This window comes from Actinoplanes sp. CA-051413, from assembly GCF_050955795.1.
Taxonomy (GTDB): domain Bacteria; phylum Actinomycetota; class Actinomycetes; order Mycobacteriales; family Micromonosporaceae; genus Actinoplanes.
Genome location: NZ_CP192100.1, coordinates 9,843,673 through 9,858,678, shown reverse-complemented (window position 1 = coordinate 9,858,678; position 15,006 = coordinate 9,843,673). Strand labels below are relative to the sequence as shown.

11 protein-coding genes are annotated in these 15,006 nt (G+C 70.9%); 6 read left to right on the top strand and 5 right to left on the bottom strand.

Translation table 11 applies throughout. From position 1 onward, the window contains the following. Positions 1–2: 2 nt before the first annotated feature. Positions 3–2,417, bottom strand: a complete 2,415-nt coding sequence (locus ACQP2Y_RS46525) for a hypothetical protein (RefSeq protein WP_433723333.1) — start codon at positions 2,415–2,417, stop codon at positions 3–5. A 730-nt stretch (positions 2,418–3,147) separates the two neighbouring features. After that, positions 3,148–3,924, bottom strand: a complete 777-nt coding sequence (locus ACQP2Y_RS46520; RefSeq protein WP_433723331.1) for a deoxyribonuclease IV — start codon at positions 3,922–3,924, stop codon at positions 3,148–3,150. Positions 3,925–4,074: 150 nt separating this feature from the next. On the opposite strand from ACQP2Y_RS46520, the gene ACQP2Y_RS46515 reads away from it, so the two are divergent. From ACQP2Y_RS46515 to rplI, 5 genes are all read left to right on the top strand, one after another. Continuing rightward, positions 4,075–5,082, top strand: a complete 1,008-nt coding sequence (locus ACQP2Y_RS46515) for a hypothetical protein (protein ID WP_433723329.1) — start codon at positions 4,075–4,077, stop codon at positions 5,080–5,082. 289 nt (positions 5,083–5,371) lie between these two features. Continuing rightward, the gene (rpsF, locus tag ACQP2Y_RS46510; RefSeq protein WP_023563150.1) at positions 5,372–5,662 is read left to right on the top strand and encodes a 30S ribosomal protein S6; all 291 of its coding nucleotides are present in this window, start codon (positions 5,372–5,374) and stop codon (positions 5,660–5,662) included. Between the two features lie 68 nt (positions 5,663–5,730). Next, positions 5,731–6,297 carry a single-stranded DNA-binding protein gene (locus ACQP2Y_RS46505; RefSeq protein WP_433723327.1) on the top strand — a complete coding sequence of 189 codons (567 nt, stop codon included), beginning with the start codon at positions 5,731–5,733 and terminating at the stop codon, positions 6,295–6,297. A 35-nt stretch (positions 6,298–6,332) separates the two neighbouring features. After that, the gene (gene rpsR / locus ACQP2Y_RS46500) at positions 6,333–6,572 is read left to right on the top strand and encodes a 30S ribosomal protein S18 (protein WP_007073789.1); all 240 of its coding nucleotides are present in this window, start codon (positions 6,333–6,335) and stop codon (positions 6,570–6,572) included. Positions 6,573–6,586: 14 nt separating this feature from the next. After that, positions 6,587–7,036, top strand: a complete 450-nt coding sequence (rplI, locus tag ACQP2Y_RS46495; protein WP_360546620.1) for a 50S ribosomal protein L9 — start codon at positions 6,587–6,589, stop codon at positions 7,034–7,036. Positions 7,037–7,176: 140 nt separating this feature from the next. On the opposite strand, the gene ACQP2Y_RS46490 is transcribed toward rplI, so the two are convergent. Next, positions 7,177–11,439 carry a hypothetical protein gene (locus ACQP2Y_RS46490; RefSeq protein ID WP_433723324.1) on the bottom strand — a complete coding sequence of 1,421 codons (4,263 nt, stop codon included), beginning with the start codon at positions 11,437–11,439 and terminating at the stop codon, positions 7,177–7,179. Positions 11,440–12,013: 574 nt separating this feature from the next. Between ACQP2Y_RS46490 and dnaB the strand changes: the two genes are divergently transcribed. Continuing rightward, entirely contained in the window at positions 12,014–13,456 is a 1,443-nt protein-coding gene (dnaB, locus tag ACQP2Y_RS46485) for a replicative DNA helicase (RefSeq protein WP_433723322.1), read from the top strand. Here dnaB and ACQP2Y_RS46480 read toward each other — a convergent pair. Together ACQP2Y_RS46480 and ACQP2Y_RS46475 are read right to left on the bottom strand one after the other, a co-directional pair. Beyond that, positions 13,453–14,193, bottom strand: a complete 741-nt coding sequence (locus ACQP2Y_RS46480; protein WP_433723320.1) for a hypothetical protein — start codon at positions 14,191–14,193, stop codon at positions 13,453–13,455. The two genes, dnaB and ACQP2Y_RS46480, sit on opposite strands and share 4 nt — an antisense overlap. Continuing rightward, positions 14,186–14,986, bottom strand: a complete 801-nt coding sequence (locus ACQP2Y_RS46475; RefSeq protein ID WP_433723318.1) for a hypothetical protein — start codon at positions 14,984–14,986, stop codon at positions 14,186–14,188. The genes ACQP2Y_RS46480 and ACQP2Y_RS46475 overlap by 8 nt, the downstream gene beginning before the upstream one ends. Positions 14,987–15,006: the final 20 nt, after the last annotated feature.

The window sequence follows — 15,006 nt, the reverse complement described above, 5'->3', positions numbered from 1 at the left end:
GCTCAGTTGAGGTAGAAGACCACGGAGTTGTCGTCCAGATCCTCACGGCGGATGCCGAGGGTCTCCACCGGCACGTCACCCGAGCGTTCCCACGGCGTGCCGACAACCTCGGCCCGCAACAGCAGCACCGTGCCGATCCGGCGCTGCCGCAGATATTCGATGCTGGCCACGTCCGGGAAGGTGGCCACCGATCGGCGCAGCTCGGACTGACGCTGCGGGGCGAACCCGCCGCTGCCGTTCGCCACCTCCTGGAAGCGTGACGTCGACCAGAGCATGACGGTCTGATCGGTGAGGGCGGTCGTCGGCAGGACCAGCATCGGGCCGGTGAGGGTGCGCATCGCCGCGGGCTGCTCCGGCACCACCGGATGCGCGGTCGCGTTCCACGTCTCGACCAGCACCAGCAGCAGGGGCACAAGCGTCGCCAGCCGCAGCCACGGACCGGGCCACGGCGGCACCCGATGCGCGGCCAGATGCTCGGCCCGGCGCACGAACTCGGCGACCGCGCCCGCGGCGAGCACAGCCAGCAGCAACGTCACCCACAGCATCATCCGGCCGGGGATCCGCACCCCGAACGACGCCGGCAGATGACCGAAGAGCGGCAGATAGGTCCAGCGGCCCTCGAAGAACGTGGTGCCGACGGTGAGGATCACGCTGACCACAACAGCGACGAGCAGCAGCAGGCGCTGCCACATCCGCCAGACGGAGAACACCAGGCCGACGAGCGCGAGGGCGTAAAGCACAAACCCGGGCAGCAGCGCCATCTCGGCGGGCCAGCCCAGTGACTGACGCGGAACGGCGTGCGGGGAGCCCCAGATCCGCGACTCGGCCGGACCGATCAACAGCGACCGCAGCGGAGCCGAGAAGAACCGGATCTCGGTGCCGGCCGGACCGGTGTCCGGCACCCGCAGGTACGGCAACGCGATCAGCAACCCGACCCCGGCGAAGATCAGCAGCCCCAGCAGATCGGTGACCAGCAACCGCCACCCGAGTACGGGCCGCGGCGACCGGCGACGCAACCGGCGGACCAGCACCGCGAACCCGACAACGACGATGAGCACGGCGAGGACGTAGGCGAACGGCAGACCCAGCGAGAACCCGAGAGTGACCTGCCACGTCGCGACGAGCCAGCCCACGGTGGCCCAGCCGGCGTGGCGGCGGCCGGGGCGGAAGCCGTACCGCATGGACCAGCCGTGGCCGCGGGCGAGCATGGCCAGGGCCAGCGGGATGCCGCCCGCGGAAATGATGTCGAGATGACCCTCCTGGGCCAGCCGCCACGGCGCGTACGCGAAGGCGACCGCCCCGACGATGGCGCCGGTGCGGCCGGCACCGAGCTGACGGATCAGGGCGTAGCCGCCGATGGCCAGCAGGGCGTGGGCCAGCACATAGAGGATGTTGTAGCGCAGGACGGCGGCGAGCGGGCCACTGCCGATCATGCCGGCCGGAGCGTAACCGAGCAGGCTGCTGCCGAACGCGTAGCTGTAGGCCTCCGGGAAGAAGGCGTTGGACTGCCAGAGTTTGGCCGGCTCGGTGATCAGGATGTGCCCGGCCCAGGACACCTGCCACGCCTGCCGCGACGGATCCCAGATGTCCTGCGGGAACGTGTGCAGGGGGTAGCGGAGGGTGGGCCAGGTCAGCAGGACGGCGAGCAGCAGGGAGCCGTAGATGACCAGGGCGTACTCGTGGATGAGGGCGCGGCCCAGGGCTCGGGAGGCTCTTTTTATGCGGCCGGGGGCGCGCTCCGAGGTTTCGGCGAAGGCGGTCCACGGGTCTGGTGGGGCGCCGGGTGGGCGGGTGGAGGGCAGTTTGGACTTTCGGCGGCGGGTGGGTTTTCCGGTGGGGGGTTCCTGGTCGGTCTTTCCGTCGCCTTTGCCGGTGTCTTTGCTGTCGCCTTCGGGGGTGCTGTCGTTCTTGTCTTTGTCGGCGTCTGTCTTCGGGGCGTCCTTGGTGCCGGTCTTGGTGCCCGTCTTGGTGTCGCTGGCTTTCGCGGGGTCTTTGGTGCCCGTTGCGGCGGCGCCTGACTTTGTGGCGTCGGTCTTGGTGCTGTCCTTGGCGGTGGGCGCGGCGTCGGTCTTGGTGTCGTCCTTGGCGCCGGGTTTGGTGTGGGGGGCGTCGTCGCCGGCGGCTGTGGTGTCGCGGTCCGGCCGGGCGTCGGCCTTGTCCGTTGCCGAACCGACCTTGTCCCCTGCCTTGATTTTTCCTTCGGCGGCTGCGCTGGACGGTTTGGCCGGAGGGATCAGGTCGGGTGGCAGGCCGTTGGTGGGGAAGACGCTTTCGTCAGCGACCGGCGGGCTGGAGCGGGCGCTCTCTACCGCCGGATTGCGCGACTTCGCCGAGGGATCCGCGCCGACTGCCGACGGGTCCTTGGTGGACTGAGAGCTGGCGAAAGGATCCGCTGCCGAACCGCTGTGTGGCGGCACCGCGGGCCGCAGTGCACCCGGCGCGGCCGCTGCGGACTTACCGGCACGGGCCCTTCGCAGTCCGGCCCACCGCCGGACCGGCTTGGTCGGCGGACGGGCGCTGTCGCCCATCAAGGGAGCCGCGCTGGTTCCTGTCGCCTGCGAGGTGACCGCACCAGAATCAGTGCCCCCCGATCCGCTGCCACCAGATCCGCTGCCACCAGATCCGCTGCCACCCGATCCGCTGCCACCCGATCCGCTGCCACCCGATCCGCTGCCACCCGATCCGCTGCCACCCGATCCGCTGCCACCCGATCCGCTGCCACTAGATCCGCTCCCGCCCGATTCGCTGCCGCCTGATCCGGTCGCGCCCGATTCGCTGCCGCCCGATTCGCTGCCGCCCGATTCGCTGCCGCCTGATCCGCTGCCGCCTGATCCGCTGCCGCCTGATCCGGTCGCGCTCGATCCGGTCGCGCTCGATCCAACGGTGCCCGATCGGGTAGGGCCGGATTTAGGGGCGCCGGATTCCGCCGCGCCGGATTCAGGCGGGCTGGATCCAGCCACGCCGGACTCGGCCGCGCCAGATTCAAGCGCACCGGATTCAGCCGTACCCGGTCCGGTCGCGGACTCCGCGCCCGATCCCTCACCCGAACCGGCCGCGCGCTCCCCCGGCGCGGCTCCGCCCGCGGTCGGGTCGGCCCCGCGCTGCGGCGGCTGCTCGGTCGTCATGCTGCTCCCTCGTGCCGCTGCGTCAGCTGGCCGCCCTCTCGCGCAGCAGCGCGATGTCGGCGGACTGGCCTTCCACGCCGCCCGGCGTCTCCACGATCGCCGGGGCGCCCGCGGCGCGGATGGCCGCCACGACCAGCTCCGGGTCGATCTTGCCATTGCCGAGGTTGTCGTGCCGGTCGCGGCCGGAGTCGAAGCTGTCCTTCGAGTCGTTGGCGTGGATCAGGTCGATCCGGCCGGTGATCGACTTGACCCGGTCGACGATGTCGAGGAGCTCTTCGCCGCCGGCGTGCGCGTGGCACGTGTCCAGGCAGAACCCGGCCCCGAACTCGCCCACCGCGTCCCACAGGCGGGCCAGGTTGTCGAAGCGGCGGGCGATCGCGTGGTCGCCGCCGGCCGTGTTCTCGATCAGGATCGGCAGCGGCAGGCCGCCTTCCTTCTCCGCGTACGCGAAGGTTTTGCGCCAATTGTCGAATCCGACGGCGATGTCGTCGCCGGCGTTGACGTGACCGCCGTGCACGATCAGCCCGCGCGCACCCACCGCGGCCGCCGCGCGGGCGTGGGTCAGCAGCAGTTTGCGGCTCGGGATGCGGATGCGGTTGTTCAATGTGGCCACATTGATCACGTATGGCGCGTGGATGTAGACGTCCACGTCGGACGCCTTGAGTGCTGCCGCGTCCGGGCGCTCCGGCGGGGACTTCCAGCCCTGCGGATCAGCGAGGAAGAACTGGACGGCGTCAGCACCGCGGGCGGCGGCCGCGTCGAGGGGTTCGGCGGGATCGACATGGGCTCCGATGCGCATGGGTCCGAGCCTACGACGTGGGTACGACGGTCACCGGCCGTCGCCGTCTGACAACCGTGCGCGTCACCGCCCTTGTCGGCGCGTCGTTAATCGAGCGGATCACACATACCTACGTACCGGTGCCGATCGGTGCGAGCTGGGAGATGGTGCATGTCGCGGCAAGTCCGAAACCGTGTGACGGCGATGGCGCTGGGTGGTTTTCTGCTCGGCGCCGCGCTGCTCACGACCGGCACGGCCAACGCCGACCAGGTCGAGGGCGGTGGCCGGCAGGTGGTCTTCGCGGGCGGCGGGGTGCTCGGCCTCTCCTGCAGATCCACGCCGTCCGTCGAGGTCATGACCGTGCCCGCGGACGGCCGGGTGCGGCTGGTCAACCGGACCGGGCACGGCGCGCGGCTGCGGCTCAACGGCGAGTCCCAGGGCACGATCCCGGACGACGGCTCGACCGAGGTGGTCTTCCGGCGCGGCACGACCGCGGTCACCCTCGATCCCAGCTGCGCGATCACGGATCAGGCGACGCCGGTGCTGGTCACCGCTTCGCCGACGCTGACGGCCAAGCCCGATCCGATTCCCGCGCCGGTGGACACGACCACCGATCCGGCCGATACGCCCACCACGCTCGAAGCCCCGGCCGCCACGACGGGCACGCCGACCGACAGTGGTTCCACGCTGCCCGACTCGGTCGCGCCGGCGACGCGCCCGCAGCGGTCGTCGACCACGACCGCCGGGCGGCCGGCGACGATCCGGCCGGGCACGTCGCACGCCGGCAGCGTCGCAGCCCAGGCCGCGACCACGGCGGCACAGGCCATGCCGCAGGGCGGTGCGGCTCCGCGGGTCAAGACCAAGATCCCGGTCACGGGTACGGCGGGAGCAGCCGTACCGGCGTTCTCGGGGATGCCGCCCGGTGACGACAAGACGATTCTTCCCGGCGTACCCATGCTTGATCTGCCCTCGTCGCCGACGGCGGCCGCGCCGGAGCTCCCGGCCGGTCCCTCCTCCGCGATCGTCGCGGCGGAGCCGGTCGCGACGATGCGCCCGCTGCCGGAGTCGCAGCCGATCGGTTTGCTCGCGGTGATCGCCACAGTGAGCGTGCTCGGTGTAGCAATCGGAGTAATTCGGGCAATTGTGTCGCAACGTGCATCTCGGGCAAGCGTCGCGTAGACTACTCCACAGAAAGCTCCGCGGGGCGGCCGTTCCAACCTCATCGGTGTGGTCGTTCCTCCCCAGGTCCCACCCAGCGAATGCGGACCGGACGCCCCGCGGCTTCCACCTCGAAGGGCCTCGTCTGTGGACGGGGCCCTTTTTGGGCGTCGGGCCGGCTCCGGGTATGCTGGCTCGGTTCGCAACAGGTCTGCCGTGGGCGCCGCCCACGGTTTTCTGTTGCGGGCGACACAAGACCTCCTGCCACGGAGAGACCGTGGCCGTTCAGCCCACAGGAGGTGAGAACGTCTTGCGTCATTACGAACTCATGGTGATCCTCGACCCCAGTCTCGAGGAGCGCACCGTTGCACCGTCGCTCGACACGTACCTGAACGTGATCCGCACCGCGGGCGGCTCGGTGGAGAAGCTCGATGTGTGGGGCCGTCGCCGGCTCTCGTTCGAGATCAACAAGAAGGCCGAAGGCATCTACGCCGTCGTCGACCTGCAGGCGACGCCGGAGGCCGTGGCCGAGCTGGACCGTCAGCTCCGGCTGAACGAGTCGATCCTGCGCACCAAGGTCATCCGGCCCGAGACCCGCTGACGGTCGTTTTTGTCAGGGGGCTCTGGGAGCCTCCTTGCGAAAACGCATGAAGCGGCGAGGAGAAGATCATGGCAGGAGAAACCACCATCACGGTCGTCGGTAACTTGACCGACGACCCTGAGCTGCGCTTCACCCCCTCGGGGGCGGCGGTCGCCAAGTTCCGCATCGCTTCGACGCCGCGGACGATGGACCGGCAGTCGGGCGAATGGAAAGACGGCGAGCCACTCTTCCTCGCGTGCAACGTCTGGCGTGACGCTGCTGAGCACGTCGCCGAGTCGCTGCAGCGTGGCGCTCGGGTGATCGTGCAGGGCCGGCTGCGCCAGCGGTCTTACGAGACCCGCGAGGGCGAGAAGCGCACCGTCTATGAGCTCGAGGTCGACGAGATCGGCCCGTCCCTGCGCTACGCCACGGCGAAGGTGCAGAAGATGTCCCGGTCCGGCGGCGGCGGTGGAGGCGGCTTCGGTGCCTCCGGCGGCGGCGCTGGTGGTGGCAACCGGCAGCCCAGCGGCGGCGGAGGCGGCAACAACTTCGACGACCCCTGGGCCACGGCGGCCCCGGCTTCCAGCTCTCGTCCCGCCGCCGCTGGCGGCGGTGGCGGCAGCAACTCCTCGTTCGACGACGAGCCACCTTTCTAAGCCCGTACGGGTCATGATTTCAGGAGTCAAGAGCTATGGCTAAGGCTGCGGCACTTCGCAAGCCGAAGAAGAAGGTGAACCCGCTCGACAAGGACGGGATCACCTACATCGACTACAAGGACACCGCGCTGCTGCGCAAGTTCATCTCCGACCGCGGCAAGATCCGCGCTCGGCGGGTCACCGGCGTGACCTCGCAGCAGCAGCGGCAGATCGCCCGCGCGGTCAAGAACGCCCGTGAGATGGCGCTCCTGCCGTACACGGCCACGGCGCGCTGAGGGGAGGCACCGATATGAAGATCATCCTCACGCAGGAAGTGTCGGGCCTCGGCACCCCCGGCGATGTCATCGAGGTCAAGAACGGCTACGGCCGTAACTACCTGCTGCCGCAGGGCTTCGCGATCCAGTGGAGCAAGGGCGCCGAGAAGCAGGTCACGGTCATCAAGCGGGCGCGCGACGCCCGCGAGATCCGCGACCTGGGCCAGGCCAACGAGGTCAAGGGCCAGCTCGAGGGCCTGAAGGTCACCCTGCAGGCGCGCTCCGGCACCGGTGGCCGCCTGTTCGGCTCGATCACCCCCGCCGAGATCGTGGACGCGGTCAAGTCCGCAGGCGGTCCGGCTCTCGACCGGCGCCGCCTGGAGCTGACGGCCCCGATCAAGACCACGGGCGCTTACAAGGTCCAGGTCAAGCTGCACCCCGAGGTGACCGCGTCGTTCCCCGTGAACGTCGTCGCCGCCAAGTAAGACGCTTCACCGCTTCACCGCTTCACGCCTCACGCTGAGCGCGCCGGCCCTTCGGGGTCCGGCGCGCTCTGTCGTTTCCGCGTCTTGGCCGGGTTCGGCCTTCGGCTTTGCCTGCGTCGGGGCTGCGGTGGTTTTGCTCGTCAGCTGAGGGATTGACCAGTGATGGCGGAGGTCAGCACGGTCGCCAGGCCGCCGCCCATCACCGCGGCGGCGAGGCCGACACTGGCCGCCTTCCAGGAGCCGCTCGCCCAGCGCAGGCCGACCGCCACGAGCATGCTCAGCACCAGGGACAGGCCGAACTGCGGGGCGGCGCCGGCCAGGGTGTCGAGCGCGTGCGCCTGCTGGCTGCCGTTGAGCACGAGCATGTAGAGCACGAAGAGGACGACCGGCACGCCGTACCAGACGACGGTGTAACCCACGGCCGCGAGCGGACCGCCGGTGTCTTCCTCGAATTCCTCATCCGGTTCGAGCAGGTCGTTCTGCCGCGCCGACGGCGACGGCAGCGTGCTGACCGGGCGCCGCTCGTAGGTGCCGGCGGCCGAAGCCACCGCACCGCGCGGCGGCCACTGAGTGTCCGGCGGATCCTGCCACCGGGCCCCCGTACGCTGAATGACCTCCGTGGCGCCCTCGGCGGCCGAGTTCGCGGCCGGCACCTTTACCGACGCCGCGGCACCGTTCTTGGACGGCGGGCGGAACGGAACGAAGTCAGCCGTGCTGATCCGCCGCGACTCACCGTCGGCCAGGTCGCCCTCGGCGCTGAGCTCGCGCCGCCAGTCCCCGGTGCTGTGCTCGCGGTAGGTCGCCGAGCCACGGACGGGACCCTCCGCCTCAGCTTCCCGCCACGCCCCCGGCTCGCGGGGACGGATCTCGGTCACCGCGTCGCTGACCAGCGGAGGCTCGCCCTGCTCGGCGCGTAGCTGGTTGCGCCAGGCGTCGGTGCGGGCGGCGGCCTGGGCATCGGCCCGCCAGGCACCGGGCTGGGACGACACCGGCGCCGCCGCCGTGCCGGACACGGGACGAGCGGGTGTGCCGCCGTCGCGGCGCAGCGAGTCGGGTCCTGGCACAGACGCGGCGCCGCGGGGCCGCTGGGCCGGCGGGGCGGACGTCGGATCGACGTCACGCTGCCAGGAGGCGGGCTGCGCGGAAGCCGGGCGGCGGTCGTCGGGCATGGCCGACACCGGCCGGCCGGTGTCGTAGACCGCTTGATCGAGATCAGGCGCCATGCCGCGCCGGCGCTGGTCCGGTGGCGCCGAGAACGGCTGGTTGGTCTCCCGCGACCGGTATCCGGGCGCCATGTCCTCGTCGCGGTCCCGGGTCGCGGGCTGGGCGGACACGGGCATGTCCCGCTCGCGGTCCCAAGCCCCGGGCTGGGCTGACACCGGCGCATCGCGGTCCCAGGCTCCCGGCTGGGCCGATGCCGGTGCGTCGCGGTCCCAAGCTCCGGGCTGGGCCGAAACGGGCATGTCCCGCTCGCGGTCCCAGGTGCTCGGCTGCGCCGAAACCGGCATGTTGCCGTCGCGCTGTCGCGTCAGGGACTGCGGGGGGATCGGTCTGGTGGGTGATTCGCCGTCGCGGCGCCAGATCTCGGGGTCGAGCGGCGGTTCGGCGCTCGCCGTCAGTTGCAGACGCGTCGAACGGGGCTCGGCCGTGCGTCGCCGGCCGCCCCGGTCATCGTCGGCCGGCTCGCTGCGGAAGCGCGCGGACTCGTCCCGGTCACGCCGGGAGACCGCCTCGCTGCTTTCGATGGCGCGTCGGCCGCCGCCGTTACCGCGATCGTCGTCGCGGGGACCTCGGCGCGGGCCTCGGTCATCGTCCTCGTCTTCCTCGTCCTCGAGCTCCTGCCGGTGCCACTGGCCGGTGTCGCTGTCGCGCAGCCACACATCCGACTCAGGGTCCCGGTTCCAGGCGCCGGACGCGAGTTCCTGCTGCCAGCTGGTGTCACGTTCGCGACGGCGGCTCCGGTCCGCGTACTCCCGGGGGGCTTCCGGTCCGCGCTCGAACTCCGGGCGCGCTCGTCCGCGCGGTCCTTCCGGGCCGCGGGGGATGCCGCCGGTGCGCTGGCCGCCCTCGACGCCGCGCCGGGGCTCCGGGCCGCGCGGCGCGTCGAGGTCGCGCCGGTCCCGGCTGCGGCGGGGCTCCGGGCCGCGAGGGGCCTCGAAGTCACGCGGCGGCTCGGCTCCGCGCCACGGCTCTGCTGCTGGCTCGGCTCCACGCCACGGCTCCGGGCCCGGCTCGGGCCCGCGGTAGGCGTCCTGGCCACGGCGAGGGGCCGGGCCTGCTTCGGGCACGCGGTAGGGCTCTTGGCCGCGGCGGGGTTCCGGACCGGCTTCGGGGGCGCGGTAGGGCTCTTGGCCGCGGCGTGGGTCGGAACCGGGCCAGCGCTCGATCTCACCGCCGCGCGGCGGGGCGGCCGGGGTCTGGAAGGCCTGCGGCGCCTCGATCTCGCGGCGCCGGGGGCCTGCATCGGCGCCACGGCCGTTCGGGGTGCCTTGCTGCCAGGAGCCGGTGTCTGTGCGGCCGGTTTCAGGTCCGCGCTGCCAAGAGCCGGTGTCTGTGCGGCCGTTGCCCGGTCCGCGCTGCCACGAGCCAGTATCGGTGCGGCCGGTTTCCGGTCCGCGCTGCCAGGAGCCGGTGTCGGTCCGCCCGACTTCCGGTCCGCGCTGCCAGGAGCCGGTGTCTGTGCGGCCGTTGTCCGATCCGCGCTGCCAGGAGCCCGTGTCGGAGCGGCCGGTTTCGGGTCCGCGCTGCCAAGAGCCGGTGTCTGTGCGGCCGTTGTCCGGTCCGCGCTGCCAGGAGCCGGTATCGGTGCGGCCGGATTCCGGTCCCTGTCGCCACGAGCCCGTGTCGGTGCGGCCGTTGTCCTGCTCGCGCTGCCAGGAGCCCGGCTCGATCCGGCTCTGGCGGCTGCCGACCTCGGTTTCACGCTGCCACGAACCCGTGTCCGTGCGTCCGGTCTCCGTGCCGCGCTGCCACGAGCCGCTGTCGCCGTTCGCACCCGTGTCGCCGCGACCTCGGCGGCCGGTGGTGTCTGCGTCGCGCTGCCAGGTGCCTGTGTCCGTACGGCTCTGCCAGCTGTCCGAGTCGCGCTCACGTGGCTGCAGGGGCAGCGGGATGACGCCCGTCTCGGCGGCGCTCTGCGCCCACGGGTCGACCGCTGGGCCCGGCTCGGCGTCGCGGCGCCAGGAGCCGGTGTCGCGCCAGCCGTCGGCGCGGGCCTCGTCGCCGCTGCGCCATCCTTCGGCCGCCGGCGGCGTGCGCCAGCTGTCTGTGCGGGGCTGGTCAGGGCGGCCCTCGGTGCGGGCCTGATCAGCGCTGCGCCAGCTTTCGGTCACGGGCGGGCTGCTCTGCCAGCTGCTCGTGGTGGTGCTCGTGCGCCAGCCGTCCGGCGCCGGCGGTTCGGTGCTTCCGCGACGCCAGCTCGGTGCGTCGGTCGTCGCCGGGTCCTGGAACGCGGGCATGCTGCCGGTGTCGGTGTGCCCCGCCCAGTTGTCGGCTTCGGAACGCGCCGTCCACCCCGTACCCCCGCTTGTGCGAGAGCCCACATCGGGGGCCCGGCGGCGCCCCACCGGGGGCGGGCCGTCGGCCGGTCGCGTCTGTCCGGCGGCCGATTCGCGCCAGGCCGCGCGGTCGTCCTCGCGGACGAGGTGCCGGCCGTCGTCGACGGGCGCCGACCAGCTGCCGGAGTGTGACGTCGGGGCGCTCGGCTGGGGCGTCTGCCAGCTCTCGGCCGGCCGCGCTGGCTCACGCCAGGACGGCTCGGCTGCGGGCCGGGGCGTCTCGGCGAACGCCTGCCAGCTCGGTCGGCTGTCCCAGGACGGCCGGGCGTCGGGCTGCCGGGGTGGAGGCGCGTCGGCGGGCTGCCACGACGGGGTGGCGCTGGAGGACGTGAACTGCTGCCACGCCGGCCGGTCCTCGCTGCGCGCCGACTCCCACGGTGGGGTGGCGCTGGGCTGACTCTGCCGCGGCTCCCCGGGCTGCTGCCACGACGGGGTGGCGTCGGGGGGCTGCCAGCTCGGGGTCGAGCCGGCCTGGTCGTCGGTCGCCGGAGTCGGCCACGCCGTGCCGGAGATGGCCGGGAGCCGGGTCGGGGCTTCCGCCTGCGGCGGGATGACCGCGTCGGCGTCGCCGCTCTGCCAGGCCTCAGTGGTCGTGCGCCAGCCGTGCGAGCCGGACGCGGAACGCCACTCGGTCGTCTGCCGCCAGCGGGCGCTCTCCGCGGTGGAGCGCCATTCGGAAGTCTGGGTGCGCCAGCCGACGCCCTCGGCCGGCAATGCCGGGCGGCCGGTCGCCGCTACGTCGGACCAGCGACTCACCGTGCCCGCGGACTCACCCGGTGTTTCGGGATTCTGCGCCCAGGCGTCGGCCCGCAGCGACCAGGCCACAGCTTCGGGAATCGGCTGCATGCTGCCCGTGTCGGCCGGCGAGCCGGTGCCCCAGACGGTGGCCCCGGGCTCCGCGTTAGCGGACGAATCGGGATCTTCCGGGCGGTTTGTGGGTGTCCAGGAGTCCGACGCGCTTCTTTCGCGCGGCAGGCGGGCTCCGTAGTCCCACTCCCGTTGGTCCACCAGAAAAGCGTGACGTGCGCGCGTCCGATCTGCAATGTCTTGGGACGACAGCTTGCTCACGAAGGCGTTCTTTTTATCTCTCCACACGGTGGGGACGACAAAAGTGCTGCTCAGATGGGCGCGCCTCCAGGAATCCCCAAGCGTTGTACACAGGCTGTGCACAGGGCCGCGCACAGGAGGAGGCGGGTTGTCCACAGGTTGTCCCGAGGCTCGTCCACCGGCCCGCTTGGGTCTGTGACGTGCGGCTTCGTATGGTTACCGCGCCGGATCAGGTCCCTCTTCGTGGCCTGGGCCGACTTTTCCGGTGAATCTGTGGTCCCCGTCACTCACCTGGGGGTCCTGCTCACCCGAAAGTGTCGTACCCGGGCTGTTTGATCACGGAGCAGGAACGACGATGAAGGGGTAGGTCGGCATGTCGATCACCGACGACGCACGACCCGATTCCCGGCCGCAGTCACCTCCAGGAGGTAAGCCCCCCGGTGGCCGCCCGCCAGGCTCCGGTGGACCACCGCCCCAGACCGGCGGCTTCGACAAGTCACCGCCGCAGGACATCGCCGCGGAGCAGAGCGTGCTCGGCGGCATGCTGCTCTCCAAGGACGCGATCGCCGACGTCGTCGAGATCCTCAAGTCACACGACTTCTACCGCCCGGTCCACGCGACCGTCTTCGACACGATCCTCGAGCTCTACGGCCGCGGCGAGCCGGCCGACGGCGTCACCGTCGCGGCGGCGCTGTCCGACTCCGGCGACCTGCAGCGCATCGGCGGCGTGCCTTACCTGCACACCCTGATCGAGAGCGTGCCGACCGCCGCCAACGCTTCCTACTACGCCCGCATCGTCTCCGAGCGCGCCGTGCTGCGCCGCCTCGTCGAGGCGGGCACCAAGATCACCCAACTGGGGTACGGCACGGGCGGCAACGGCGGCATGGACGTCGACGACATCGTCGACCTCGCCCAGCAGGCTGTGTACGACGTGACCGAGCGCCGGGTCTCCGAGGACTTCGCGGTGCTCGCCGACATGCTCCAGCCGACGCTGGACGAGATCGAGGCGGTCGGTGCCACCGGCGGCATGATGACCGGCGTACCGACCGGCTTCTCCGACCTGGATCGGCTGCTCAACGGCCTGCATGCCGGCCAGCTGATCATCGTCGCCGGCCGTCCGGGTCTGGGTAAGTCGACCGCGTCGATGGACTTCGCCCGCAACGCGGCCATCCGGGCGAACTGCGCCAGCGCCATCTTCTCCCTGGAAATGAGCAAGATCGAGATCGTCATGCGTCTGCTGTCGGCCGAGGCCAGGGTGCCGCTGCACGTGCTGCGCTCCGGCCAGCTCTCGGACGACGACTGGACCAAGCTGGCCCGCCGGATGGGCGAGATCAGCGAGGCCCCGATCTTCGTCGACGACACCCCGAGCATGAACCTGATGGAGATCCGGGCGAAGGCCCGCCGCCTCAAGCAGCGCCACAACCTGAAACTGATCGTGGTCGACTACCTCCAGCTGATGTCCTCCCCGAAAAAGACGGAGAGCCGCCAGCAGGAGGTCGCGGAGCTGTCCCGAGGCCTGAAGCTGCTGGCCAAGGAGGTCGAATGCCCGGTGATCGCGGTGAGCCAGCTGAACCGTGGCCCGGAGCAGCGCACCGACAAGCGCCCCCAGCTGTCCGACCTGCGTGAGTCCGGCTCGATCGAGCAGGACGCCGACGTGGTGATCCTGCTGCACCGCGACGACTACTACGACAAGGAGTCCCCGCGCGCGGGCGAGGCGGACTTCATCGTGGCCAAGCACCGAAACGGCCCGACGGACACGGTGACGGTGGCAGCGCAGCTGCACCTGTCGCGCTTCGTCGACATGGCGATCGTCTAGCGCGGCTCAATCACGAAGGCGGAGGCAGGAGCGGCCGGTGCCCGGTAGAGAGGCGACTCACCCAGCACGGTGATTTTTGACGGCCGGGCGTCCACGAGGACAGCGAAATGGTCTCGGAAGCCCTCCACCGCGACGCCGGCCGGTCGGGTGATGCGCTCCTCAAGCCGCCAGCCGTGCGCTGCCAGCAGGGTGCTGACACGGTCCAAGGCCTCGGCGGGGGGCAGATCATCCAGGCCGGCGTGGATCGTCACCTCGAAGCCGAAGCTCTCCTCACTCCAGTTCACCGAGCCGGCCGACCGGCGCAGGGGCCCTGGGTCGTGCGCGATGAAGACGTCTTGGCCGGGCAGGGCAGTGGTGACCAGCTGGATGAGTTCCTCACGAAAGGCGCGGTGCGCGTCTTCGACGGCGCGAATCATGGCTGCCCAGGACGGTGGGATCGCAGGGCCGTGGGGAGCAGGACGTACTGGCAGGGGCACGCCGTCGACGAAGTGCCGCTGCTTGAACTCCTCCCAGGTCGGCACGCCGATGGGCCGGGTCGCATGCCGTCCGGATGTCACCTCGACCTCGTAGATGACGCCGGCTCGAGTCATCGCGGCGTCCGCGGACTCAATGACGGACTGAGCGAGCTGCGGGTCGTCGTAGACCCGCTCGTCGATGAAGAACGCCGGCCGGAGATCGTCGTACGCCTCGCCGTACTCGTAGAGGTGGACGTTGGTGCCCAGATCGCTGTCAACCATCGCTGTCCCGTTCGGCGCTCTCGAGCTGGTCCAATGCGGCAGCCTCCTCCATCGCAGTCTGCACGGCCTGCTTTTGCAACCGGCTCGTACTGACATAAGGCTTGTACAGCGTGTTGTGCTCGATGTCGGCGGCCAGGGAGGCGCGTTCCGTGGTGAGTTGCAGTTCATAGGTGCATGGCAGCCCGTCGACCTCGATCGAGACGATGAGCGGAATCACTCGATATGACGGCGCCTGTGCCTTGGGCTGGGCGTACATGTTCTCGATCTCGAGGATTCGGTCGCCAAGACGATCTTTGACCATGTCCAAGGCAACGGTCAGCGTCGCCATGTCGGGTACGGTCAGCCGCACTCCTACAGCATCGATGATGTCTCCGATGCGGTAATCGGGTCGGGCGGGACGATTCGGGCGGTCGCTGGTCATTCGCCTGATCTTGTCCAGGAGGTCCCCGCTCTTCTTGGCCCGGGCAGATACCCGAGCGCGGTCACCCAGGAGGTCTGCCAGCTCCGCGATTTCTCGCCTGGCGGCCGGCAGCACCCGCCGTTGCAGACGGACGCCGTAGTCATCGACCAGCGCGAGCTCCGACGGAGTCGGGTCGGCTCCCACTGCTCGTACCGGATCCTGCTGCCGCGCCTGTGCCTCGAAATTCTTCTTTCGGGACGAGCCGTCGGGCGCTGTGTTGATGTCCTCGGACACCGGCTCGAAGATCGTGCCCAGGCCGGGATTGTCGGCGAGGAAGTCGGTGAGCGATATGTACCGGGAGATTGTGGCCGCGCGAGCGAGTTCGGTGAGCAACTGAAGTGCGCGAGGCCTTC